20 protein-coding genes and 5 tRNA genes are annotated in these 22573 nt (G+C 63.5%); 14 read left to right on the forward strand and 11 right to left on the reverse strand.

The features are described from left to right. Positions 1-95: 95 nt before the first annotated feature. The 5 genes from uvrC to KHO41_RS06795 all read left to right on the forward strand — a co-directional run bounded on the left by uvrC (position 96) and on the right by KHO41_RS06795 (position 3334). Positions 96-2087, forward strand: coding sequence for an excinuclease ABC subunit UvrC (gene uvrC, locus KHO41_RS06775; RefSeq protein WP_211952534.1), 1992 nt, complete (start codon positions 96-98; stop codon positions 2085-2087). 98 nt (positions 2088-2185) lie between these two features. After that, a complete protein-coding gene (gene pgsA / locus KHO41_RS06780) occupies positions 2186-2785 on the forward strand; it encodes a CDP-diacylglycerol--glycerol-3-phosphate 3-phosphatidyltransferase (protein ID WP_211952535.1) in 600 nt (199 codons plus the stop codon). 149 nt (positions 2786-2934) lie between these two features. Next, a tRNA-Gly gene (locus KHO41_RS06785) sits at positions 2935-3010 on the forward strand. Between the two features lie 70 nt (positions 3011-3080). Next, a tRNA-Gly gene (locus KHO41_RS06790) sits at positions 3081-3156 on the forward strand. A gap of 104 nt (positions 3157-3260) precedes the next feature. After that, a tRNA-Cys gene (locus KHO41_RS06795) sits at positions 3261-3334 on the forward strand. Between the two features lie 60 nt (positions 3335-3394). On the opposite strand, the gene KHO41_RS06800 is transcribed toward KHO41_RS06795, so the two are convergent. Continuing rightward, complete coding sequence (locus tag KHO41_RS06800; protein ID WP_211952536.1) at positions 3395-4306, reverse strand: LysR family transcriptional regulator; 912 nt, start codon at positions 4304-4306, stop codon at positions 3395-3397. A gap of 95 nt (positions 4307-4401) precedes the next feature. Between KHO41_RS06800 and KHO41_RS06805 the strand changes: the two genes are divergently transcribed. After that, a complete protein-coding gene (locus KHO41_RS06805) occupies positions 4402-5487 on the forward strand; it encodes a YeiH family protein (protein ID WP_211952537.1) in 1086 nt (361 codons plus the stop codon). A gap of 52 nt (positions 5488-5539) precedes the next feature. On the opposite strand, the gene KHO41_RS06810 is transcribed toward KHO41_RS06805, so the two are convergent. Beyond that, a tRNA-Leu gene (locus KHO41_RS06810) sits at positions 5540-5626 on the reverse strand. Between the two features lie 197 nt (positions 5627-5823). On the opposite strand from KHO41_RS06810, the gene KHO41_RS06815 reads away from it, so the two are divergent. The 3 genes from KHO41_RS06815 (at position 5824) to KHO41_RS06825 (ending at position 7282) form a co-directional block, all read left to right on the forward strand. Continuing rightward, positions 5824-6162, forward strand: coding sequence for a hypothetical protein (locus KHO41_RS06815; protein ID WP_211952538.1), 339 nt, complete (start codon positions 5824-5826; stop codon positions 6160-6162). A gap of 266 nt (positions 6163-6428) precedes the next feature. Continuing rightward, positions 6429-6686, forward strand: a complete 258-nt coding sequence (locus KHO41_RS06820; RefSeq protein ID WP_211952539.1) for a hypothetical protein — start codon at positions 6429-6431, stop codon at positions 6684-6686. A gap of 188 nt (positions 6687-6874) precedes the next feature. Continuing rightward, complete coding sequence (locus KHO41_RS06825) at positions 6875-7282, forward strand: GlcG/HbpS family heme-binding protein (RefSeq protein WP_011298395.1); 408 nt, start codon at positions 6875-6877, stop codon at positions 7280-7282. 129 nt (positions 7283-7411) lie between these two features. Here KHO41_RS06825 and hemP read toward each other — a convergent pair whose 3' ends face one another. The 4 genes from hemP to KHO41_RS06845 all read right to left on the reverse strand — a co-directional run bounded on the left by hemP (position 7412) and on the right by KHO41_RS06845 (position 9807). Continuing rightward, positions 7412-7732: a hemin uptake protein HemP gene (gene hemP, locus KHO41_RS06830; RefSeq protein ID WP_211952649.1), complete on the reverse strand. Its 321-nt coding sequence runs from the start codon at positions 7730-7732 to the stop codon at positions 7412-7414. Between the two features lie 224 nt (positions 7733-7956). Further along, positions 7957-8370, reverse strand: a complete 414-nt coding sequence (locus KHO41_RS06835; protein ID WP_211952540.1) for an ExbD/TolR family protein — start codon at positions 8368-8370, stop codon at positions 7957-7959. A gap of 24 nt (positions 8371-8394) precedes the next feature. Continuing rightward, positions 8395-9123 (reverse strand): MotA/TolQ/ExbB proton channel family protein, encoded by a 729-nt coding sequence (locus KHO41_RS06840; protein WP_211952541.1) that lies wholly within the window; start codon positions 9121-9123, stop codon positions 8395-8397. 33 nt (positions 9124-9156) lie between these two features. After that, entirely contained in the window at positions 9157-9807 is a 651-nt protein-coding gene (locus KHO41_RS06845; RefSeq protein ID WP_211952542.1) for an energy transducer TonB, read from the reverse strand. A gap of 412 nt (positions 9808-10219) precedes the next feature. Here KHO41_RS06845 and KHO41_RS06850 point away from each other — a divergent pair, with 412 nt between their 5' ends. After that, positions 10220-12520, forward strand: a complete 2301-nt coding sequence (locus KHO41_RS06850; protein WP_211952543.1) for an AAA family ATPase — start codon at positions 10220-10222, stop codon at positions 12518-12520. Between the two features lie 3 nt (positions 12521-12523). On the opposite strand, the gene murI is transcribed toward KHO41_RS06850, so the two are convergent. From murI to KHO41_RS06870, 4 genes are all read right to left on the reverse strand, one after another. Further along, positions 12524-13333 (reverse strand): glutamate racemase, encoded by an 810-nt coding sequence (gene murI, locus KHO41_RS06855; protein ID WP_211952544.1) that lies wholly within the window; start codon positions 13331-13333, stop codon positions 12524-12526. Between the two features lie 165 nt (positions 13334-13498). Continuing rightward, positions 13499-15022, reverse strand: a complete 1524-nt coding sequence (locus tag KHO41_RS06860) for a fumarate hydratase (protein ID WP_011298388.1) — start codon at positions 15020-15022, stop codon at positions 13499-13501. Positions 15023-15215: 193 nt separating this feature from the next. Further along, the gene (locus KHO41_RS06865; RefSeq protein ID WP_211952545.1) at positions 15216-15749 is read right to left on the reverse strand and encodes a TIGR00645 family protein; all 534 of its coding nucleotides are present in this window, start codon (positions 15747-15749) and stop codon (positions 15216-15218) included. A gap of 104 nt (positions 15750-15853) precedes the next feature. Beyond that, the gene (locus tag KHO41_RS06870; protein WP_211952546.1) at positions 15854-16762 is read right to left on the reverse strand and encodes a DMT family transporter; all 909 of its coding nucleotides are present in this window, start codon (positions 16760-16762) and stop codon (positions 15854-15856) included. A gap of 305 nt (positions 16763-17067) precedes the next feature. Between KHO41_RS06870 and acs the strand changes: the two genes are divergently transcribed. The 4 genes from acs (at position 17068) to KHO41_RS06890 (ending at position 22281) form a co-directional block, all read left to right on the forward strand. Then, complete coding sequence (gene acs / locus KHO41_RS06875) at positions 17068-19050, forward strand: acetate--CoA ligase (RefSeq protein WP_211952547.1); 1983 nt, start codon at positions 17068-17070, stop codon at positions 19048-19050. 103 nt (positions 19051-19153) lie between these two features. After that, positions 19154-21205: a sodium:solute symporter family protein gene (locus tag KHO41_RS06880; protein WP_211952548.1), complete on the forward strand. Its 2052-nt coding sequence runs from the start codon at positions 19154-19156 to the stop codon at positions 21203-21205. Positions 21206-21264: 59 nt separating this feature from the next. Continuing rightward, positions 21265-21355, forward strand: a tRNA-Ser gene (locus KHO41_RS06885). 272 nt (positions 21356-21627) lie between these two features. Continuing rightward, the gene (locus KHO41_RS06890; RefSeq protein ID WP_211952549.1) at positions 21628-22281 is read left to right on the forward strand and encodes an acetyltransferase; all 654 of its coding nucleotides are present in this window, start codon (positions 21628-21630) and stop codon (positions 22279-22281) included. A 30-nt stretch (positions 22282-22311) separates the two neighbouring features. Here KHO41_RS06890 and KHO41_RS06895 read toward each other — a convergent pair whose 3' ends face one another. Continuing rightward, complete coding sequence (locus KHO41_RS06895) at positions 22312-22536, reverse strand: DUF2188 domain-containing protein (RefSeq protein ID WP_211952550.1); 225 nt, start codon at positions 22534-22536, stop codon at positions 22312-22314. Positions 22537-22573: the final 37 nt, after the last annotated feature.

The following is a 22573-nucleotide window of genomic DNA, read 5'->3' on the forward strand; positions in this document are numbered from 1 at the left end:
GGTGAATTGCACTAAACTTCGGCTCTAAACTCCGGATTTTAGAGCCGTTGCCGCGAATCGCGAGCCGGCCGCATTCGATTTGGTCATCGTCCCTCATGTCCGACCAGCTTCCAGACGCTTCGGCTCAACCGCCTGATCCTGCCCAGGCAGAACCCTTCGACCCCAAGCCGGTCATCGCCCGCCTGCCGGGCTTGCCTGGCGTGTACCGCTACATCGACAGTGCCGGCAACGTGCTGTATGTCGGCAAGGCGCGCGACCTCAAGAAGCGCGTATCGAGCTATTTCAACAAGACGCAGTTGTCGCCGCGCATTGCGATGATGGTGGCCAAGATCGCTCGCATCGACACCACCGTCGTGCGCACCGAGGCTGAGGCGCTGCTGCTCGAGAACAACCTGATCAAGGCCCTGGCGCCGCGGTACAACATCCTGTTCCGCGACGACAAGTCCTATCCGTTCCTCAAGCTCACGGGCCATCGCTTTCCGCGCATGGCCTACTACCGTGGCGCCACGGATCGCAAGCACCAGTACTTTGGCCCGTTCCCGAGTGCCTATGCAGTGCGCGAGAGCATGCAGATATTGCAGAAGGTGTTCCAGCTGCGCACCTGCGAAGACACCGTCTTCAACAACCGGACGAGGCCCTGCCTGCTGCATCAGATCCATCGTTGCACCGGACCCTGCGTGGGTGCGATCAGCGAGGCTGACTACGCACGCGACGTCGGCAACGCGGCGAGTTTCCTGCAAGGACGCGAGACGGAGGTGCTTGAGGGCTTGCAGTCGAAGATGGAAGAGCACGCCATGCAGTTGGAGTTCGAGCAGGCCGCTGCGGTGCGCGACCAGATTGCGGCGCTGTCGACGGTGCTCAAGCGCCAGGCGGTGGAGGAAGTCGGCCAGGCACGCGATATCGACGTGCTGGCGGTGGCCGTGGAAGGTGGCCGCGCGTGCGTCAACCTGGCCATGGTGCGTGGCGGCCGCCATCTTGGCGACAAGGCCTATTTCCCGGCGCATGCCGACGAAGCGGCGATGATTGTCGAGGACGGTGACGAAGGCGCCGAAGGTGCAGAGAGCGAGCCGGCGCAGGCGGGGCCGCTCGGGGTAGAGCGCATTGCCGCACGCGTGCTGTCGGCATTCATGGCGCAGCATTACCTTGACCAGGCGCCGCCGCCGATCATCGTCGTCAGCCATGTTCCCGACGATGCGGCGTTGCTGGAGGCGCTGGCGCTCCACGCCGGCCGCAAGATCGTACTGGTGCGGCAGCCGCAGGGTCAGCGCAAGGCCTGGCTGGAAATGGCGCAGCAGGGCGCGGCGCTGGCGCTCGCACGCCGCCTTGCGGAGCAGGGCAGCCAGGAGGCGCGTACGCGCGCACTCGCGGAGACCATCGGCATCGACCTGGAAGACCTGGCGCTGCTGCGCGTGGAGTGTTTCGACATCAGCCATACCGCGGGCGAAGCGACGCAGGCGTCGTGCGTCGTGTTCCATCACCACGATATGCAGAATGGCGAGTACCGGCGCTACAACATCCAGGACATCACGCCGGGCGACGATTACGCGGCCATGCGCCAGGTGCTGACGCGCCGTTACCAGAAGCTGGTCGAGCAGATGCAGGAAGAGGGCGGGCTCGATCCGGCTGGCGAGGCTTCGTCGCCGGTGCCGCATGTGGTGCTGATCGACGGCGGCAAGGGGCAGGTCGAGGTGGCGCGCCAGGTATTCGAGGAACTCGGGCTCGATATCGGGCTGCTGGTCGGCGTGGCCAAGGGCGAGGGGCGCAAGGTCGGTCTGGAGACGCTGGTGTTCGCCGATGGCCGTCCGTCGTTGGAACTGGGGCAGGGCAGTGCCGCGCTGATGCTGGTCGCGCAGATCCGCGACGAGGCGCACCGTTTCGCCATTACCGGCATGCGTGCGCGCCGGGCCAAGGCGCGTACCACCTCGCGGCTGGAAGAAATCGAGGGCGTGGGTGCACGCCGACGGCAGAAGCTGCTGACGCGGTTTGGCGGCTTACGCGGCGTCATGGCGGCCAGTATCGACGAGCTGGCCAGCGTCGATGGTATCTCCCGCGGCCTCGCCGAAGAGATCTATCGCCAGCTCCATTGATGCACCCGTGGCCGGCGAATTGTCCCGCCGGGCGCGCATGGGTACGGAAATCGGCGACAATCGCGGAATTCGTCACTGCACTGTCGGTTTCCCAGCCCATGCCCTTTAATATCCCGATCCTGCTGACCTGGTTGCGCGTTGCCATGATTCCCCTCGTGGTGGGCGTGTACTACCTGCCGGAAGCATGGCTGCCGATGCACACGAAGAACATCACCGCGGCGTCCTTCTTCATCATCGCCGCGGTCACGGACTGGCTCGACGGTTTCCTGGCGCGGCGCTGGAACCAGACTTCGGCGTTCGGTGCGTTCCTGGATCCGGTCGCGGACAAGCTCATGGTCACGGCCGCGCTGCTGTCGCTGCTGGCGCTGGGCCGCGTGGCGGACCTGGTGGCGCTGGTTATCATCGGCCGCGAAATCACGATCTCGGCGTTGCGCGAGTGGATGGCGCAGATCGGCGCTTCCAAAAGCGTCGCGGTCAACTTCCTGGGCAAGCTGAAGACGACCGTGCAGATGATCGCGATCCCGTTGTTGCTCTACACGGACCGCTTGTTCGGCGTCGACGCGCAGGTCCTGGGTACCTGGATGATCTACCTGGCGGCAGTGCTGACCCTGTGGTCGATGTTCTATTACATGAAGCTGGCCTGGCCGCAGATCCGGGAGCGAAGCGGCGTGCTCAACGAGGTGCGTGCGCAAAAATGATGCCGCGCGCAAAAAAGGTGTTGACGAACGGATTCATTCTTTGCAATAATCTCGTTCTCGCTGCTGACGACGCAAACGAAAGCAGCAAGATAAGCCGGTTTAACGCAAGAAGCTGTTTTTTGCAGTCAGTTGCGTAGTGCCAGCGTAATGCGGGAGTAGCTCAGTTGGTAGAGCGCAACCTTGCCAAGGTTGAGGTCGCGAGTTCGAGACTCGTCTCCCGCTCCAGATTGATTCTGGGTTTGATGTCAGGTCATCATCATGGTCTGCGTCGGGCTCGAAGTAGTAAAAGTTGTACGCGGGAGTAGCTCAGTTGGTAGAGCGCAACCTTGCCAAGGTTGAGGTCGCGAGTTCGAGACTCGTCTCCCGCTCCATCCCCGAAGGGAAGCAGCGCTTCCCTTTTTGTTTGGGTTGGTATCCGCGGGCGCTGTCAGGCAGCGTTCGATGAATGCGGATACAATCCAGCAGCACGTCACCTGGCGGGGTGGCAGAGTGGTTATGCAGCGGCCTGCAAAGCCGTGTACGCCGGTTCGATTCCGACCTCCGCCTCCAGTTGAAGAAAACAGCGCCCAATGGGCGCTGTTTTCATTTGTGCGTCGAACTTTGCGACGTTCAGGCCCGTGCTCCAGCCTGCGCAGCCACGACGCGCAGGTATTCGGTAAAGGCCAGCAATCCCCGCGTCGGAAACTTGTCCTGGTGCACGACAAGCTGCAGTGGGCGAACGATGCGCGGCAGACCCTGCCGCACCGCGACCAGCGAACCGCGCTCCAGTTCGTCCCGCACCACATGCAGCGACAGGCAGCTCACGCCGAAACCGCTCATCACGGCGCGCTTGATGGCTTCCGCATTTCCCAGTTCCAGCGCGAAACGCAGCTCTCCGAGCAGCGGCACCAGTCTTTCCTCGATGATCTCGCGCGTGCCCGAGCCCGGCTCGCGCACGATCCATTCGGCATTGCGCAGGCCATCGAGTGGCGCATTCGGATCGGCGAGCGGATGAGAAGGGCCGACGACAACGACCATCTCGTCATCGCACCACGGCACGCTGCGCAACTCGCGTTCGTGGCTGGCGCCTTCGACGAGCCCGATGTCGGCATCGAACTGCATCAGCGAGCGCAGCACATCACGCGTGTTTCCGATCCGCAGGTCAAGCTGGCAAGGGCCGGCCTGGGAGGCGCGAAAGCCTGCCAGCAGCGCAGGCAGGATATAGCTGCCAATCGTATTGCTGGCCGCGATGCGCAACTGCACGCCGGTCTGCGTGGCAAAGCGCTCGAGTTCCTGCGCCTGGTCGAGCAGCGACAGGGCGCGCGGGAAGAACTGGCGTCCTGTCTCGTTGATGCTCAGGCGCCGCGCCACGCGGTCGAACAAGGGGCCGTCGAGCGCACGTTCCAGTTCCGCCAGCGACGCGCTGACGGCTGATTGCGACATGGCCAGCGCTTCCGACGCGGCCACCGTGCTGCCGTGCTGGGCCACGGACACGAAGACTTGCAGCTGGCGCAATGTCAGGCGAAGAGGGCGCTGGTCCATATCGACATTTCAGGTAATTCATAACGATATTACCCGTTTTGCAGATTGAAGTGGGGCAGTTACGCTGCAAGCACTAACCAAAACCCACTGCCGCCATGTCTACCGTGTCCGCTCCCAATTCTGCCCAGGCTGTTCCGCCAGCCGCCGTGCTCTCGTGGCACCAGCGCCTGCTGCCTTTGCTGCCTCTGGGCGGCGTGGCCTGGATCTCAATGGTCCTGGCCAATCATCCGGCCATTTCGCGTTACGGCCTGAGCGCGCTGACGCTGGCGATGTGCGCCGGCATGGTCGCCGCCAACACGATGCCCAAGCACTGGCTGCAGCCGCTGGCACCGGGCATGCAGATCGCGCGCCATTACTTGCTGCGTCTCGGTGTGGCGCTGTACGGGCTGCGGCTGACCTTTGCGTCGATTGCGGCGCTGGGCTTGCCTGGCATCGTGGTGCCGCTTGCCATGCTGCTTGCTACGCTGCTGTTCGGTACCTTGATCGGCACGAAGGTGTTCGGTCTGAGCCGGCGCGAGGCGATCCTGGTCAGTTCGGGCAGCGCGATCTGTGGCGCCGCTGCCGCGATTGCGGTGGCGTCCGTCGTGCGCACCGATGACAAGCAGACGGCCGTGGCCGTGGCGACCGTGGTGCTGTTCGGTACCGTTGGCATGCTGCTCTATCCGTACCTGTTCGATCTGGTGACGGGCCCGTGGCACTGGAATGTCAGCGAGCGGATGTTCGGCATCTTCACCGGCGCTACGCTGCACGAGGTGGCCCAGGTGATCGCGGCAGGCAAGATGATCGGCGACACCACGGCGGATGCCGCGGTGGTGGCCAAGATGGTGCGCGTGCTGGCACTCGGCCCGGTGCTGCTGGTGATGGCCCTGTGGCCGAACAAGGACGCAAAAGCCCAGGCTGGCGGCCCAAGCCTGCGTGGCCTGCTGAAGTCGGTGCCGTGGTTTGCGGTCGGCTTCGTGGCAGTGATGGCGGTGAACTCTGTCGGTGCCGTGCCGCAGGAATGGAAGGGCGGACTGATCGCGCTGGACAACTGGCTGCTGGCCTGCGCCATGCTGGCGATCGGGCTGCACACGCGGATCGGCGATCTGCTCCGTGCCGGGCGCAAGCCGCTCGCACTGGCCGGCGTGCTGTTCATCTTCCTGATGGTCGGCGGTGCCTCGCTCTGCTACGTGATGGCCTGAGCGGCGGGATCCAGCAGAACGACTAACGCAGTGGCCGCATCCAGCCTGGTGTTGGTGCGGCCGACGGGACTCGAACCCGTAAGCCCGTAAGGGCGGCAGATTTTAAGTCTGCTGAGTCTACCAATTTCTCCACGGCCGCGCGGAAAGCCCGATATTGTGGTGGTTGCGCATCCGGGATGCAAGTGCATGGCGCAATCGCTGCTATCAAAACCGATTCTCCGACAAATGTGATCCCCCTGTTACGGCTGGTAACAATGTCGCGAGCGCCGTTGCACTCGGAAATTTCCGAGCCATTAAAATAGAGTCATGAGGAATCCTGGGACAGAGGGGCAGGAAATGAAACGTTGGTGGCTCGCAGCATTCGGTATCGTCGCTGGCCTTGCGTCGGGTGCAGCAATGGCTCATGTGAGCGTTGGCGTTGCGGTCGGTGTGCCAGGCGTAGTGATCGGTGCGCCGGCTTACTACCCTCCGGCCCCGGTGTACTATCCGCCCGCTCCGCCGGTGGTGGTGGCGCCCGCGCCGGTCTACTATGGCCCGCCGGCCGTCGTGGTGCGTCCGGCCCCGGTGTACTACGGCCCGCGCTACTACGGCCCGCGTCCATACTACGGACCGCGCGGTTACTACGGTCCTCGTGGCTACTACGGCCACGGTCACGGGCATGGTCACTGGCGTTGAGCAGGTCCTGCAAGGTTTTTGAAAGAAAGAGCCCCGGTAACGGGGCTCTTTTATTTTGTCCTGACGTCGGAGGCTTGTAGCAGGCTGCTCTCCGCCGGTTCCCCACGAGATTAGTGTGGTCAAATTTTCTGAACAGACTCATCAAACGGTTGCGGATACTTGCATTAGGGTTTTCCCCTAAACTGCACCTGTGACGCCGCGATGTCACACGAAGAGATCGTGTCCCGCGCGGCGCCTTCTGCCAGTGAGAATCAAGGGGAATCTCTATGAATATCAAGCGTAGTTTGGCTGCAGCAACGGCCCTTGCGGCGCTCTCCATCGTGTCGCTGCCCTCGTTCGCGGGCACGGGCAAGGTTGACCCGTATCTGGACGGTTCGAAGATCAGCAAGCCCGATCCGTTCACCGATGGCGCACGCGTAGGCAAGACTGATCCCTATACGGACGGCGCCAGTATCAGCCAGCGCGATCCGTACACCGATGGCGGCCGCGTCAGCAAGCCCGACCCGTTCACGGATGGCGCCTGACGCTCTCGCAGCTGATGGCGCCCGGTGAGGCGCGCATCTCGCAGACCGCAGACTGACCCGCATTCGTGCGGGTCAAGTCGTTTTGGGCAATTGTGTTTGACCTTTGCTGACGCGGCGGGCGCGATGACTGGGGTATTTGTGCAGCGCTATACTTCCGGTTCACACAGTATGAACATCAGGAGAGTGGTATGCAGCAAAAGACCGTGCTGACGGCAGAAGACGTGAAGAAGATCATGGCCGCAGCAGAGGCCGAGGCAAAGACCCATCAGTGGGCTGTCTCGATCGTGGTGGTGGATGATGGTGGCCATATGCTGGCCATGCAGCGCCTGGATGGCGCCGCGCCGATCTCGGCCTACATCGCCACGGAAAAGGCCCGCACGTCGTCGCTGGGCCGCCGCGAGTCGAAGGTCTACGAAGACATGATCAACAACGGCCGCTATTCGTTCATGACTGCGCCGACGCTGCAGGGCATGCTGGAAGGCGGCGTGCCTATCGTCCACAACGACCAGGTTGTCGGTGCAGTGGGCGTTTCGGGTGTCAAGTCGACGGAAGACGCGCAGATTGCCCGCGCCGGTATTGCCGCGCTGGGTCTCTGATCCTTCGTCGTAGAGCCCCGCAGCGGCGGGGCTGGCATTTGCATCATCCCGGCGGGCCGCTCGGCCTGCCACCCCCTCGGCTTCACACTTCCACGGCCCGCACCATAGTGCAGGCGTCCTTTATTTCCCTTACTTCGTCAGGATCAGCTTGCCGTAGCGCGTGACGCGCAGCGTGTAGATGTCGCCGTTATGGCGGATCGGCAGCGTCGTGGCGCCGCGCATGATGGTTTCCAGCGCGACGGGCTCGCTTGCCGGCGTATTCGGCAGGCTGTCGCGCACGAGCGCTTCCAGGCGCGCGGGCAAAGCTGCGACGGCCGATTTCACGGATTCGAGGGCGGATGCCGCGGCGGTATCGCGTCGGCCCTGAGGCGCAACTTCCACGCGGCGCAACGACAGGCGGCGGCGGGTAACTTCACGGGGTTGCGACAGCGGCAGGGAAAGGGTGCTCATCATCTGGCTCCGTTCGGCGGTAGACGGTTGGCTTACACGCTGCCATTACGATTTCGACAGGGCAGGTGCTTGCAATAGATGGATGTTAAATGAGAACCGTTATCATTTCAATAGCGATGATCAATGGTTACATATCTCGACGGGCGGCACTCAAACGAAAAAGGGCACCCCCGTGGGGTGCCCTTTGCTGGTGCCGCCGACCGGTCCGGCCGGTCGATCAGAATTTACTGCTTCGGCTCGGTGATGAAGCCGATCTTGCCCAGCCCGCCGTGCTGCGCGGCGGCCATGACCTCGGCCACGCGCTCGTAGCGCACCTCGCGGTCCGCGCGCAGGTGCAGTTCAGGCTGCGGCTCCTGCTTCGCGGCCAGCGCGATGTTGTTGGCCAGCGCAGTATCGTCCACCTCGGTCTGGTTCCAGTAGACCTTGCCCTGGGCATCGATCGAGACGTTGATGTTTTGCGGCTTGGATTCGTTCGGTGTATTGCTTGCGCGCGGCAGGTCGATCTTCACCGCGTGGTTGATGACCGGGATCGTGATGATGAAGATGATCAGCAGCACCAGCATGACGTCCACCAGCGGCGTCATATTGATTTCGCTCATTACCTCGTCATCGTCTCCGTCGAGCGTGCCAAATGCCATGATGACTTCCTTGATGCGGTGATGTTACTGCCGTGCCGCGGCGAGCCGTACGGCGTTGTCGTCACCGCGGGTGCTGGCCGGGCGAACGCGCGCGCCGGTCACGAAATAGGCGTGCAGGTCGTGGGCGAAGCGGTTCAGCTTGGAGATGACCGACTTGTTGCCGCGGGTCAGTGCGTTGTAGCCCAGCACGGCCGGGATCGCAACGGCCAGGCCGAAGGCGGTCATGATCAGCGCTTCACCGACCGGGCCGGCGACCTTGTCGATCGTCGGCACGCCCGAGGCACCGATGCCGATCAGTGCATGATAGATGCCCCACACGGTGCCGAACAGGCCCACGAACGGCGCGGTCGATCCGACCGAAGCCAGCACTGCCAGGCCCGATTGCATGCGTGCCACGGCTTCGTCGATCGAGCTCTTGAGCGAGCGGGTCAGCCAGTCTGAGATGTCCATCACATCGTGCAGCTGCGGCTGGCTGGCGCGGTGGTGCTGCGCCGCTTCCTTGCCGGCGATGGCCAGCGTGCGGAACGGGTTCGCGTCATTGGAACCGAGCGTTTCCAGCGCATGGTCGAAATCGTCGGAGTGCCAGAAGCGCTTTTCCGCGCCGTGCGCCATCTTCTTCAGGCGAATCAGATCCCACGCCTTGGTGAGGATCACGATCCACGACAAGAGCGACATGATCAGCAGAATGATGGCCGTCGCACGCATGACGAAATCGCCTTGCGACCAGAGGTGGGAAAGTCCGAGGTCCTGCATGTTGGTTCCTGGTAAGTGCGTTGTAGGTTGAGATCAGTTGAGTTCGAATCCGATCGGCTGCTGCGCGGTCACGGCGATGGCGCGGCCATTGTCCATGTAAGGCTTGCAGCGCATGCGCTGGACGGCGTCCACGGCAGCCTGGTCCAGGCGCGATGACCCGCTCGAAGATACCACCGAGGTCTTCACGACCTTGCCGGATTCGTCGGTCGTCAGGCGGACCACGGCCTTGCCGGTCTCGCCCATGCGGCGGGACTGGGCCGGATAGCTCGGTTGCGGCGGCGAGCACTGGATTTCGCCGATGCCGACGGCGCGGGGCGCGGCGGCGACGGGTGCGGGCTCAGGCGCTGGCGCGGGGGCAGGAGGAGCAGGGGGTGACGGCGGGGCCTCGATCGCGGTGGGCGACGGCGGCAGCGCGGCAACCGGTTGCGGAACTGGCTTGGGCTGCGGCGGCGTCGGCCGCGGCGTGGTGACCTTGACTTGCTTGGGCGGCGTTTCCGTCTTGGGCTTCGGCGGTTCCGGCGCGGGCGGCTTGGGCTGCTCGAGCGGAATGATGCGGGCGATGATTTCCGGGGCGATCACCGCCTCGGTCATCTTGCGGCCCAGGCCGCTCTGGATCAGGTAAAGCAGGCCGGCGTGGAACAGCAGGACGGCGAGCGTAATCTTGAAGAAGCGTTGATCGAACATGGGATGAACAACAGGGTCTGCCGGCCGGCAAAGAGTCACTTGCGATAGAACAGAATCAGCGAGATACCACATCCGACCAGCAAGCTAACAAGCAATTCCATGATAAACGCTCCTGCAACAGGGTTTGCCGGGGAGCGCCACTCTGGGGCGGCGTATCAGCTGGTCAGTATAAACGATAATGATTCTTATTTGTTGTGATTTGTGCGTCGCAGCTGGAAATTTGTCCAAAGCGCAGTTATACCCCCAAATCCAGACAGTATTTTCGTGTTGGTGGCCGGTACCACAATGACCGGCAACTGGCAGGGCGGCCGAATGCGCCGCAAGCAGCAAAGCGCGTAGCATAGGAAAAAGACTGCAAGCGTGGCGGTGGGGCCGGTTGCGGCGCCGCCCGCGGGCACACGGGGACGATGCGATGGACTTCACACGTTTTGCTGAAGAGGACCGCTCGCGGATACTGCGCTCCGGTCCGGGCATCTCGGCCAGTTCGGCGCTGGACTGGATGTGTGCCCAGTTTGCCCTGCGCGTCGTGTGCGCGTTGGGCCCCCGGTTCAATCTACGCAGCAATATCAATGACGTCCTGACGGTCAGCGCTCCGGAGATGGTTTGGCCGTACGGTGTCGTGCTGCGCGTGCAGCGTTTCTTGTCGGCCCGCTGCGCCGACATGCCGGCGTGGAAAGGGGCGGGGCGCCTGACGCCCGAGGAATTCCTGGAACGCCACGGCCAGTGGAACAGCGCCTTCGACGAAAGCGCGCTGTTCTACTACCTCGACGAGTACGTCAAGCACCACGCCAAGGACATGTTCGCGGTGTTCGATGCGTCGGCCGCGGCCATCGCGAGCCGGCTGGATGGTGAACGTGTGCTGCTGGTGCGCAACATCGACATGCTCTGCCATGTGCTCGACTTGCCCGAGCACGAGCGCAAGCTGCTGCTGTATGCCGCGCTCGCCAAGTACAAGCGCGACCTGCGCGCGGTGATGGTCGACTGCAAGGTCGCGCACAGTCAGGAGGCGTTCCAGATCCTGTCCGGCCTGACCGGCGCCAGCCCCGCGGACGTCGCCGCTTCGCTGCGCCCCGGTTCCCGCCTGGAAACGCTGAACCTGATCGAGCAGCCCTTGCCCGAGAACAGCGTGACCGATCTCGGCGACCTGATGCGCCTGTCCGACCGCCTGCTGCACGTCCTGCTCGGTAACTACGCAAACGAAGCCGAGATGATGGCGGTCTTCACGCGGCCGGCCGCGCCGCCCACGCTGACCGTGACCGACTATCCGCATGTGGAAACCGATGCGCGCTATCTTTCCGCATTGCTTTCCAATGCCACGCGCCAGCATGCGGCTGGCGTGAACGTGCTGATCTATGGCCCGCCGGGCACCGGCAAGACGGAGTTCGCGCGGCTGCTGGCCGGCGAGTCCGGCTGCGAGCTGTATGAGGTCGATTGCCTGGACCGCGACGGCAACAGCCTTTCGGGCAAGGACCGCTACCGGTCGCTGCAGGTGTCGCAAGCGTTCCTGCGCGGGCGGCCACGTACCGCGCTGCTGTTCGACGAAGTCGAAGACGTTTTCCCCGGAAGCTCGCGCGAGTTGATGAGCCTGTTTGCCCAGGAAGACCCGCGTGCGTCGGTCAACGGCAAGGCCTGGGTCAACCAGACGCTGGAGCAGAACCCGGTGCCCGTGATCTGGATCTCGAATTCGATTCGCCAGATCGATCCCGCCTACCTGCGGCGCTTCCAGTTCCACCTCGAACTGAAGATTCCGCCACCGCTGGTGCGCGAAAACATCATCCGCAAGCATCTGGGCGGGCTCGATGTCAGCGATGCCTTCATCACCGCGCTGGCGGGGCGCAAGACGCTTACGCCGGCGCAGGTGCAATCCGCCGCGCGCTTCGTGCAGCTTGCGCGGCCTGATGTGGACGAGCCTGTCGAAGCGCTGATCCTGCGCCAGCTCGAACACGCCGACCGCGCCATGGGACTGCGTCCGGAGGCCGAGGCGAGACCCGTGGTGACGCATTACCGCCTGGACAATCTGCACCTGGAAACCCGCTACGAAGTCGCCAAGATCATCGAGGCGCTGCGCGTGCGCGAGCGTGGCACGCTGTGCTTCTACGGCCCGCCGGGCACGGGCAAGACCGCGCTTGCCGAGCACATGGCCGCGGCGCTCGACATGCCGCTGATGATCCGGCGCGCCTCCGACCTGATGAGCAAGTACGTCGGCGAAACCGAACAGCAGATCGCCGCCATGTTCGCGCGCGCCGAGGAAGACGGTGCCGTGTTGCTGCTCGACGAGGCCGACAGTTTCATGCAGAGCCGCCAGCAGGCCGTGCGCAACTATGAGGTGTCCGAGGTCAACGAGATGCTGCAGGGCATGGAGCGCTTCAACGGCATTTTCGTCTGCACGACCAACCTGTTTGACCGCATCGACGAGGCGGCCTTGCGCAGGTTCTCGTTCAAGATCCGCTTCCTGCCGCTGAAGGCCGCGCAGCGTGTCACGATGTTCGTCGACGAAGCGCTCGAAGGCGATGAAACCCGGCTGACGGATTCCATGCGGCACGAACTCGATGCCATGGATTGCCTGACTCCGGGCGACTTCGCCACGGTCAAGCGCCAGTGCGTGCTGCTCGGGGATTCACTGACGCCTGAGGAGTTTCTCGTGCAGTTGCGCCACGAGCATGCGGTCAAGCCCGACGTGCGCGCGCACCGGCCGGTGGGGTTCCTGCGATAGGCGTCAGAAAGCCGGCGCCGGTTCGATGGCTACCGTTTCCGCCTGCGTTTTGATATGCAGCAGTGCGGCGGCCATCTGCCTGAGGTGGGCGGCATCCTTGGTCGAGACGAAGCGGTCTTGCGGCACGGCACCGGGCACAGCGGCCAGGTCGTGTTCGACAAGCTTGCGCGCCAGCTGCCGTGCAATCGCGCTGCCCGTATCCACCAGCGTCAGTTGATCGCCGACCATGTCGCGGATGGTGTCGGACAGGAAAGGGTAGTGAGTGCAGCCGAGTACCAGCGTGTCGGCGCCGGCCTCGAGCATCGGCGTGAGGTAATTGTCGAGCCGCCCGCGGATGTCGGGGCCATCGATGTCGCCTTGCTCGATCAGCGGCACCAGGCCCAGCCCGGCCTCGCAGATGAAGCGGCTTTCGCCATCGAGTGATGCCAGCAGCCGCGCAAACTTCCCGCTCTTGAGTGTGTTGGCTGTGGCCAGCACGCCCACGACTTTGCTTCGGCTGGCCGCCGCAGCCGGCTTGAGCCCAGGCTCCACGCCGATGATCGGCACCGGCAGGGTTTGGCGCAGCAGCTCCACGGCATGGCCGGTGGCAGTGTTGCACGCGATCACCAGAGCCTTGCAGCCTTGCGCTAGCAGCCATTCGCATGCCTGCAGCGTGCGCGCCTGCACGAAGGCTTCGGGCTTCTCGCCGTAGGGTGCGTACTTCGAGTCGGCCAGGTAGAGCAGCGATTCATGCGGCAGCAGCGCGCGGATCTCGCGCAGCACGGACAGGCCGCCGAGGCCGGAATCGAAGACGCCGATGGGTGCGGGGTTCACGTGGCGGGATGAAGGGATTGTTTTCTCCCCTCTCCCATTTATGGGAGAGGGGCGGGGGAGAGGGCAGGCGTCTCCATGACGTTGGCGTCATCAGTGCTGCCAACGCTTGCCCTCTCCCCCAACCCCTCTCCCGCAGGCGGGAGAGGGGAGCCGTGCCGGTACGACTTACAGCGCCGCGACCGGAATCTTGCCGATCTTGGCCTGCCATTCCGCCGGGCCGGTCTTGTGGACCGAGGTGCCTTGGCTGTCCACGGCGACGGTCACGGGCATGTCCTTGACGTCGAACTCGTAGATGGCTTCCATGCCGAGGTCTTCAAAGCCGACCACCTTGGCTTCCTTGATGGCCTTGGCCACCAGGTAAGCGGCACCGCCCACGGCCATCAGGTAGGCCGACTTGTGCTTCTTGATGGCTTCGATGGCTACCGGGCCGCGCTCGGCCTTGCCGATCATCGAGATCAGGCCGGTTTCGGCCAGCATCATCTCGGTGAACTTGTCCATGCGCGTGGCGGTAGTCGGGCCTGCGGGACCAACGGCCTCGTCACGCACCGGATCGACCGGGCCGACGTAGTAGATCACGCGGTTCTTGAAGTCCACCGGCAGCTTCTCGCCCTTGGCCAGCATGTCGGCAATGCGCTTGTGTGCGGCGTCGCGGCCGGTCAGCATCTTGCCGTTGAGCAGCAGGGTCTGGCCCGGCTTCCACGAGGCGACTTCTTCCGGCGTCAGCGTGTTCAGGTCGACGCGCTTGGACGTTTCGGTGTTCGGTGCCCACTCGACCTTCGGCCATTGCGACAGGTCCGGCGCTTCCAGCTTGGCCGGGCCGCTGCCATCCAGCGTGAAGTGCACGTGACGCGTGGCGGCGCAGTTCGGGATCATCGCGACCGGCTTGGATGCGGCGTGCGTCGGGCAGGCCATGATCTTGACGTCCAGCACGGTGGCCAGGCCGCCCAGGCCCTGCGCGCCGATGCCCAGCGCGTTGACCTTCTCGTACAGCTCGACGCGCAGTTCCTCGACCCAGTCCTTCGGGCCGCGGGCGATGATGTCCTGGATGTCGATCGACTCCATCAGCGATTCCTTGGCCATGACCATGGCCTTCTCGGCGGTACCGCCGATGCCGATGCCCAGCATGCCCGGCGGGCACCAGCCGGCGCCCATGGTCGGCACGGTCTTCAGCACCCAGTCGACGATCGAATCGGACGGGTTCAGCATCACGAACTTGGACTTGTTCTCCGAGCCGCCGCCCTTGGCCGCGACCTGGATGTCCACCGTGTTGCCCGGCACCACTTCGTAGTGGATCACGGCCGGGGTGTTGTCCTTGGTGTTCTTGCGGCCACCTTCGGGCGGGCTGACGATCGACGCGCGCAGCACGTTGTCCGGGTGCGTATAACCGCGGCGCACGCCTTCGTTGATCATGTCGGTCAGGCCCATGGTGGCGCCATCCCAGCGCACGTCCATGCCCACCTTGACGAAGACCGTGACGATACCGGTGTCCTGGCAGATCGGGCGCTTGCCTTCGGCGCACATGCGGCTGTTGGTCAGGATCTGCGCGATCGCATCCTTGGCGGCGGGACTCTGCTCCAGCTCATAGGCGCGGCCCAGGCTGGTGATGTAGTCCATCGGGTGGTAGTAGCTGATGTACTGCAGGGAGTCTGCGACGCTCTGGATGAGGTCTTCTTGCTTGATGACGGTCATTTTGTGGGGGGTGGCAGCGGTGAAACACAGCCCGAAATCATACACCGAGCCGGGGCGCTCTGCCCGGCTGCATACAAGCGTCTACAGGGCAGCAGGCGTCGCGGGCGCCACTAAGCGCCCATGGCGGCGCCCAAAAGAAAAAACCGCGGCAGGTGCGCCGCGGTTCATGCACTGCACAGCGCCGGACGCTGTCTTAATGTGCCTCTTGCTTCGCATGGTGAGCGGGGCCATGCGTCACCATCCTGTCGACCCAGGCCATTGCCACCGCTGACAGCAGGAACGCCAGGTGGATCGCCACCTGCCACATGATCGTATGGGTCGTGCGCTGCTCGGCGTCGATAAACGTCTTGAGCAGGTGGATCGACGAAATGCCGATCAGCGCCATCGACAGCTTGACCTTCAGCACTCCGGCGTTGACGTGGTCGAGCCATTCCGGCTCGTCGGGGTGGTTGTCGATCCCGAGGCGGGAAACGAAGGTTTCGTAGCCGCCCACGATCACCATGATCAGCAGGTTCGAGATCATCACCACGTCGATCAGGCCCAGCACGACCAGCATGATCTTGTTCTCGTCGTACTCGGTCACATGCGACAGCAGGTGCCATACCTCCACCATGAAGTGATAGACGTAGACGCCCTGCGCGACGATCAGGCCGAGATACAGCGGCAGCTGGAGCCAGCGGGAGGCAAAGATAAGGCGGGGGATGGGACGCATCGGGGTTTGGGCCATAAGCAAGCAGGTGGGAAGGTCTTTGTCGCCAGACATTCGAAACGGGTCTGGATTGTACCTTGCCTTGTTTGCGTCCCGCGACGCCTGTCACTTCCTGAAACGCTTCAGGTGATGTCACGCAATGCCCGGCGCGCAATCGGCCCCGGCCAGCTCGCCAGCACGATGCCGCCCAGCACGCACGCCAGTGCCACCGCATGAGGCCAGCCCGGTGTCTCGCCAAGGAAGACGATGCCGTAGGCGGCCGCCGCCACCGGCAGCACCGAGGTGAATACGCCCGCGAGTTGTGCAGGCACATGCCGGATGCCCTTCATCCAGAGCCAGAACGAGAACACGCTGGCGGACAGCGCGTACCACAACAGCATGAGCCAGGTTTGCGTGGGCACCGTGGAAGGATCGAAACCAAGCAGCGGGATCAGGCCCAGCGGCAGCATCAGCAGGCCGCCGATCAGGTGCGTGTAGGCGCAGATCTCGATGGCCGCGAGCGTTTGCGTGAGGCGGCGCGACAGGATTACGTAGATCGATTCGCAGACCACGGCCCCAAGGATCATCAGGTTGCCGAGCAGCGCCTGGCCGCCGCCACCGCTGCCGTGCGATCCGCCGCGCGCGATATTCAGCACCGCGACGCCGGCCACGGCCAGCAGCACCGAACCAATCGTGCGGCGCGACAGCCGTTCACGCAGCCACAGCCACGACAGGATGGCGACCGTGGCGGGAATGGTGCTGGTGATGACGCCCGCGGCCATTGCGCTGGTCAGCCGCACGCCATTGAGCATCAGCAATGTGAACAGGAAGGTGCCGAAGAACGCCTGCAGGAACAGGTTGCGCCATTCCGCGCGCGACACCTTGCGCATGCGCGACGGCCGGTACCACGGCGACAGGCAGATGATGGCGATGACAAAGCGCAGCAGTGCGAACAGCAGCACGGGCACATGCACGATGATCGATTTGCCCAGGCCGACATTGCTGCCAACGAGCGCCATCGAGGCGATCAGGAAGAAGGGGTAGATGGACACGGATACTGCCTCGGGAGTATGCACGCAGCCGGTTTTGCGGGCCGGGTGCGGGCGCTTCGTAAACGCCGGCATTGGAAGCGCCGTGGGCGCATGGGCAGCCGAATATCGGGCCCGCGGCATTATAGCTGTGCTAGCCTAATGAAGAAGGCTGCACATTCCTTGCGCCGCGCCCCATTCATGCGGGTTTGTTGCTTTGCAGCAAGAACCCGGCATGCTTTTGCCGCGCAAGGGAGCGTCAGGTTTAAGTAAGCCGCCGGGCGTACTTTGCAGCCAAGCCGTTCAGTCAAATACCAGGAGACCCGCCTATGTCCGCCATCGAATCGGTGATGCAAGAGCATCGCGTTTTCAACCCGCCCGAATCCTTCGTCCGGCAAGCCGCGATTCCAGGCATGGACGCCTACCGTGCGCTGTGCGCCGAGGCGGAGCGCGACTACGAGGGCTTCTGGGCCAGCCGTGCGCGCGATCTGCTGCACTGGAACAAGCCCTTCACCAAGGTGCTGGACGAGAGCAATGCCCCGTTCTACAAGTGGTTCGAGGATGGTGAACTGAACGCCTCGTACAACTGCCTGGACCGCAACCTGCAAAACGGCAATGCCGACAAGACCGCGATCGTGTTCGAAGCGGACGACGGCACCGCCACGCGCGTGTCGTACCGCGACCTGCACGCCAAGGTCTGCCGCTTCGCCAATGGCCTGAAGGGACTTGGCATCAAGAAGGGCGATCGCGTGGTGATCTACATGCCGATGTCGGTCGAAGGCGTGGTGGCCATGCAGGCGTGTGCGCGTCTCGGCGCCACGCATTCTGTGGTGTTCGGCGGCTTCTCGGCCAAGTCGCTGCAGGAGCGGCTCGTCGACGTCGGCGCCGTGGCGCTGATCACCGCGGACGAGCAGATGCGCGGCGGCAAGGCGCTGCCGCTCAAGGCGATTGCCGACGATGCGCTGGCGCTCGGCGGCTGCGAGGCGGTGAAGGACGTCATCGTCTATCGCCGCACCGGCGGCAAGGTCAACTGGGTCGAAGGTCGTGACCGCTGGATGGAAGACGTGTCCGCCGGCCAGCCCGATACCTGCGAGGCCGTGCCCGTCAGCGCCGAGCATCCGCTGTTCGTGCTCTACACCTCGGGCTCCACCGGCAAGCCCAAGGGCGTGCAGCACAGCACCGGCGGCTACCTGCTGTGGGCGCTGATGACGATGCAGTGGACCTTCGACATCAAGCCCGACGACCTGTTCTGGTGTACCGCCGATATCGGCTGGGTCACTGGCCACACCTACATCGCCTACGGCCCGCTGGCCGCCGGCGCCACGCAGATCATTTTCGAAGGCGTGCCGACCTACCCGAACGCAGGCCGTTTCTGGGACATGATCGCGCGCCACAAGGTCACCATCTTCTATACCGCGCCGACCGCAATCCGCTCGCTGATCAAGGCCGCCGAGGCTGACGAGAAGATCCATCCGAAGCAATATGACCTGTCGAGCCTGCGACTGCTCGGCACCGTGGGCGAGCCGATCAACCCCGAAGCGTGGATGTGGTACTACAAGAACATCGGCAACGAGCGCTGCCCGATCGTCGATACGTTCTGGCAGACCGAAACCGGCGGCCACATGATCACGCCGCTGCCGGGCGCCACGCCGCTGGTGCCGGGTTCGTGCACGCTGCCGCTGCCGGGCATCATGGCCGCGATCGTCGATGAGACCGGGCAGGATGTGCCGAACGGCAGTGGTGGCATCCTCGTCGTCAAGCGTCCGTGGCCGTCGATGATCCGCACGATCTGGGGCGATCCGGAGCGCTTCAAGAAGAGCTACTTCCCGGAAGAACTCGGCGGTACGCTGTACCTGGCCGGCGATGGCTCGATCCGCGACAAGGAGACCGGCTACTTCACCATCATGGGCCGTATCGATGATGTGCTGAACGTGTCGGGCCACCGCATGGGCACGATGGAGATCGAGTCGGCGCTGGTCGCGAACCCGATCGTTGCCGAAGCCGCCGTGGTCGGCCGCCCGGACGACACCACGGGCGAGGCCATCTGCGCATTCGTGGTGCTCAAGCGTGCGCGTCCGAACGATGCCGAGGCACAGCAGATTGCCGCCGAGCTGCGCAACTGGGTTGCGAAGGAAATCGGTCCGATCGCCAAGCCCAAGGACATCCGCTTCGGCGACAACCTGCCGAAGACGCGCTCGGGCAAGATCATGCGCCGCCTGCTTCGTTCGCTGGCCAAGGATGAGGAAATCACGCAGGACACCTCGACGCTGGAAAACCCTGCGATCCTTGATCAGTTGAAGCAGGCGCAGTAACCGGACCCTCCGGCAACGGCTTGTCCCGACAGAACCCGCCGCCGCGTCAATCGCGCCGGCGGGTTCTTTACTCTAGATTTCCTTCACCGCCAGATCCTCGCCTATGCCCGACGCCCAGTCGCGTTTCCGCCGCCGGCTGATGTTGTACTACGGCCTGTTCACGCTGGGTCTGTTCGGCTTCGTCGGCATGATGGGGCTGCTGGAAAAGTCCAATGCCGATGCGCTGTGGCTCGGCTATGTCTTTCTCTTCGTCACCATTGCGATCTACGCCTGCATCGGGCTGATCTGCCGTACGTCCGACCTCAACGAATACTACGTCGCCGCGCGGCGCGTGCCGGCGATGTTCAATGGCATGGCGATCGCGGCGGACTGGATGAGCGCGGCATCGTTCATCGGCCTGGCGGGCATTCTGTTCGCCTCCGGCTATGAGGGGCTGGCGTATGTGATGGGATGGACCGGCGGCTATTGCCTGGTGGCGTTCCTGCTCGCGCCATACCTGCGCAAGTACGGCGGCTACACCATTCCCGATTTTCTCGCGGCACGCTATGGCAACGGCAAGCCGGGCGGCAACCTGCCTGTCCGCGCCATTGCGGTCCTGGCGGCATCGTTGTGTTCGTTTGTCTATCTGGTCGCGCAGATCCAGGGTGTGGGCCTTGTCGTGACACGCTTCATCGGCGTCGAGTTCGCGGTCGGCATCTTCTTCGGGCTGGCCGGCATCCTGGTCTGTTCGTTCCTGGGCGGCATGCGCGCCGTCACGTGGACGCAGGTCGCGCAGTACATCATGATGATCGTCGCCTTCCTGACAACGGTTTCGATGATTGCGTGGAAGCATCATCATGAAGTGGTGCCGCAACTGAGCTACGGGCCGCTGCTTTCGCAACTGGACCAGCGCGAACGGCAGCTTGAGCGCGAGCCGGCCGAATTGGCGGTGCGCGATTTCTATCGGCAGCAGGCCATCCAGATGCAGGAGCGCATCGCCCGTCTGCCCCAGTCGTTTGCCGAAGAACGCGACGCGCTCGACGTGCGCCTGCGCGACTTGCGCGCTCGCAACGCGCCGCTGCGCGAAATCAAGGCACTGGAGCGCGAACGGATCGAGTTCCCCGCCGACGCGGCCGCCGCGCAGCTGCAGTGGAACCAGATGCGTGAAGATGCGCTTGCGCGCAGCAAGCCTTCCACGCCATCGACGGAGCCGTATCCTTCGGCCTCCGAAAAGGAGCGAGGCAACAAGCGCCTGAATTTCGTGCTGCTGGTGTTCTGCCTGATGCTGGGAACTGCCAGTCTGCCGCATATCCTCACGCGCCTGTACACAACACCATCGGTGAAGGAAACGCGCAACTCCGTCGCGTGGGCGCTGTTTTGCATCGCCTTGCTTTACGTATCGGCCCCGACGCTGGCGGCGCTGGTCAAGTACGAATTCTTCCAGCACGTGGTCGGCACGCCTTACGCGGAACTGCCGCAGTGGGTCGTGCAGTGGCGCAAGGTCGATCCACCGGTGTTCGCGCTGCGCGACGTCAATGCCGACGGCATCGTGCAGTGGGCCGAAATCCTGCTGCAGCCCGACATGATCGTACTGGCAGCACCCGAAATTGCGGGGTTGCCTTACGTGATATCCGGGCTAATCGCCGCCGGCGCGCTGGCCGCTGCGCTCTCGACGGCGGACGGGCTGCTGCTGACTATCGCCAATGCGCTGTCGCACGACGTCTTCTATCACATGGTCGACCGCCAGGCGAGCCACCAGCGGCGTGTGACGACCGCGAAGATCGTGCTGCTCGGCGTAGCGCTGTTCGCGTCGTACGTCACATCGCTACGCCCGGGCAACATCCTGTTCCTGGTTGGCGCGGCTTTCTCGCTGGCTGCCTCAAGTTTCTTTCCGGTGCTGGTACTTGGAATCTTCTGGCGCCGTACGACGGCCGCTGGCGCGGTGGCGGGGATGGCGGCGGGCTTGGGCATTTCGGTCTACTACATCTTCGTCAACTATCCGTTCTTCACGCGGATGACGGGGATCTTTGGTGACCGGTGGTTTGGCGTGGATCCGATCGCGTCAGGTGCCTTCGGCGTTCCTGCGGGGTTCGCCGCTGCCATTCTGGTCAGTCTGGTCACACCGAGGAATGCGCCTGTCATCGACAGGCTGGTGAACTACTTGCGGAAGGGATAAGGGGCGGCTCATGAAACACTGGACGCGTCGCCGCGCTCTGCTATAATCGCGGACTTCCCGGAGAGATGGATGAGTGGTTTAAGTCGCACGCCTGGAAAGCGTGTATAGGTTAATAGCCTATCGGGGGTTCGAATCCCCCTCTCTCCGCCAGGATTCTGTAAGGCTTCGCAGGTTGGCAATCGCTAACCTCTGGCCGTAAAAAAGGGCTTGGGTCATTTGACCCCGGCCCTTTTTGTTTGCCTGCTGGGTGCCACACTTCTGCTTAATGATGGAAGGTGCCTTGCCATCTTGGCGCCCAAGTCGAATCCCGATGATCGGCGTTCGAAAGGCCTGCATTATGGACGGCACTGCGAAAGCCCCGGCACGAACTGCCGGATTATATTGTTGGCCTGACACTCTCGCCGACAACCAGAAAGGCCGCTGTGGAAAACATTGTCATCATCGGAGCGGGCGGCCATGCCAAGTCCGTCATCGATGTGGTTGAAACGCAGCGCAAACATCACATAGTCGGACTGGTCGACACTTCGCCGCGCGAAGTGATGGGTTATCGGGTGCTCGGTGATGAGACGGCTTTGCCGATGATCGTCAGGGAATATCGGATCGATGGTGCGCTGATCGCAATCGGCGATAACAGCGTGCGTGCCCAGGTGGCCGAAAGAATCAGGGCGCTCTGCCCGGAGCTTCGGTTTCCCGCGGCCATTCATCCGGCAACCAGTATCGGCAGAGGCACCACGATCGGCGAGGGCTCTGTCGTGATGGCCGGCGCGGTGATCAATACGTGTACGACCCTTGGCCGGCATTGCATTATCAACACCGGCGCATGCGTGGATCACGATTGCGAGGTTGGCGACTATGCCAGTCTTGCGCCTGGCATTGTTACAGGCGGGGAATGCAAGATCGGCGCCTTTGCCGCGATTGGACTAGGTGCGAACCTGATTCACGGCATCACCATCGGGGACGACGTGATCATCGGCGCTGGATCGTTGGTTGCGAGAGACATAGAGCCGCTGACTGTCGCCTATGGGGTGCCGGCGAAGGTTGTCCGAACACGCCGGCATGGCGAGCGATATCTCTAGGACCTGCCAGACTGCAGCCGCTTGCCGGGTTTAGACCTTCACGTCGAGCGCTTCCGTTTCAAACGAACTGCGTTCCACGATCTGTCCGTCCCGGCCATGTATCAGTAACTCGACTTTTGCCTGCCTGGCTCTTTCGGTGCCGGTGGCAATTGCATGCTTCTGGCAGGTAAATCGATGCTCGTGACCTGCGCCACCGTCGAGTTGCACCGCCCAACCGTTGTAGGTAGGTACGACGTGGATATTCTTGTTGGGCATCTCTGTCTCCCTGGGTCGATAAAGACAGTGTCGACGG

Origin of the sequence: Cupriavidus numazuensis, from assembly GCF_905397435.1 — a bacterium.
In the GTDB taxonomy this organism is placed as follows: domain Bacteria; phylum Pseudomonadota; class Gammaproteobacteria; order Burkholderiales; family Burkholderiaceae; genus Cupriavidus; species Cupriavidus numazuensis.

Coding starts and splice junctions, on each gene's coding strand:
- KHO41_RS06840 (WP_211952541.1), bottom strand. CDS start 9,123: ATGCAGGACCTCGGACTTTCCCACCTCTGGTCGCAAGGCGATTTCGTC.
- uvrC (WP_211952534.1), top strand. CDS start 96: ATGTCCGACCAGCTTCCAGACGCTTCGGCTCAACCGCCTGATCCTGCC.
- KHO41_RS06880 (WP_211952548.1), top strand. CDS start 19,154: ATGCCCGACGCCCAGTCGCGTTTCCGCCGCCGGCTGATGTTGTACTAC.
- KHO41_RS06865 (WP_211952545.1), bottom strand. CDS start 15,749: ATGGCCCAAACCCCGATGCGTCCCATCCCCCGCCTTATCTTTGCCTCC.
- KHO41_RS06815 (WP_211952538.1), top strand. CDS start 5,824: ATGAAACGTTGGTGGCTCGCAGCATTCGGTATCGTCGCTGGCCTTGCG.
- acs (WP_211952547.1), top strand. CDS start 17,068: ATGTCCGCCATCGAATCGGTGATGCAAGAGCATCGCGTTTTCAACCCG.
- KHO41_RS06835 (WP_211952540.1), bottom strand. CDS start 8,370: ATGGCATTTGGCACGCTCGACGGAGACGATGACGAGGTAATGAGCGAA.
- KHO41_RS06845 (WP_211952542.1), bottom strand. CDS start 9,807: ATGTTCGATCAACGCTTCTTCAAGATTACGCTCGCCGTCCTGCTGTTC.
- KHO41_RS06800 (WP_211952536.1), bottom strand. CDS start 4,306: ATGGACCAGCGCCCTCTTCGCCTGACATTGCGCCAGCTGCAAGTCTTC.
- KHO41_RS06805 (WP_211952537.1), top strand. CDS start 4,402: ATGTCTACCGTGTCCGCTCCCAATTCTGCCCAGGCTGTTCCGCCAGCC.
- KHO41_RS06825 (WP_011298395.1), top strand. CDS start 6,875: ATGCAGCAAAAGACCGTGCTGACGGCAGAAGACGTGAAGAAGATCATG.
- KHO41_RS06820 (WP_211952539.1), top strand. CDS start 6,429: ATGAATATCAAGCGTAGTTTGGCTGCAGCAACGGCCCTTGCGGCGCTC.
- KHO41_RS06895 (WP_211952550.1), bottom strand. CDS start 22,536: ATGCCCAACAAGAATATCCACGTCGTACCTACCTACAACGGTTGGGCG.
- hemP (WP_211952649.1), bottom strand. CDS start 7,732: ATGAGCACCCTTTCCCTGCCGCTGTCGCAACCCCGTGAAGTTACCCGC.
- KHO41_RS06850 (WP_211952543.1), top strand. CDS start 10,220: ATGGACTTCACACGTTTTGCTGAAGAGGACCGCTCGCGGATACTGCGC.
- KHO41_RS06860 (WP_011298388.1), bottom strand. CDS start 15,022: ATGACCGTCATCAAGCAAGAAGACCTCATCCAGAGCGTCGCAGACTCC.
- pgsA (WP_211952535.1), top strand. CDS start 2,186: ATGCCCTTTAATATCCCGATCCTGCTGACCTGGTTGCGCGTTGCCATG.